Here is a 733-nt window from a genome sequence, read left to right as displayed (position 1 = left end):
GCCAGCAGGATCTCCTCCTTGCGGGTGCCGGACGGGTCGATGTCGATCGCCGGGAAGATCCGCTTGTCGGCGATCTTCCGGTCCAGCTTCAGCTCCGCGTTGCCGGTGCCCTTGAACTCCTCGAAGATGACCGTGTCCATCATCGACCCGGTCTCGACCAGCGCCGTGGCGAGGATCGTCAGGGAACCACCGTTCTCGATGTTGCGGGCGGCGCCCAGGAAGCGCTTCGGCGGGTAGAGCGCCGTGGAGTCGATGCCGCCGGACAGGATCCGCCCGGACGCCGGAGCGGCCAGGTTGTACGCCCGACCCAACCGCGTGATCGAGTCCAGCAACACCACCACATCAAAACCCTGCTCCACCAACCGCTTCGCCCGCTCGATCGCCAACTCCGCGACCGTCGTGTGATCCTGCGGCGGCCGATCAAACGTCGACGCGATCACCTCACCCTTCACCGACCGCTGCATATCGGTGACCTCTTCCGGACGCTCATCCACCAGCACCACCATCAAATGGCACTCCGGATTATTCCGAGTAATCGCATTCGCGATCGCCTGCAACACCATCGTCTTACCCGCCTTCGGCGGCGACACGATCAACGCCCGCTGACCCTTACCGATCGGCATCACCAGATCGATCACCCGCGTCGTCAACACCTGCGGCTCCGTCTCCAGACGCAACCGATCCTGCGGGTACAACGGCGTCAACTTATAGAACTCCGGACGACGACGCGCCT

Annotated in this window: 1 protein-coding gene; it reads right to left on the bottom strand. The window is 63.8% G+C overall.

Annotated features, from left to right (window positions below; genetic code table 11):
- Positions 1 to 733, bottom strand: a 733-nt coding sequence (gene rho, locus KJS59_RS30720; protein ID WP_213457508.1) for a transcription termination factor Rho, incomplete at both ends; no start/stop codon positions are given.

It is taken from the genome of Rhizomonospora bruguierae, assembly GCF_018397995.1.
GTDB classification, from domain to species: Bacteria; Actinomycetota; Actinomycetes; order Mycobacteriales; family Micromonosporaceae; genus Rhizomonospora; species Rhizomonospora bruguierae.
The sequence above is the reverse complement of the archived record's forward strand: the minus strand, read 5'-3'. Positions and strand labels throughout refer to the sequence as shown.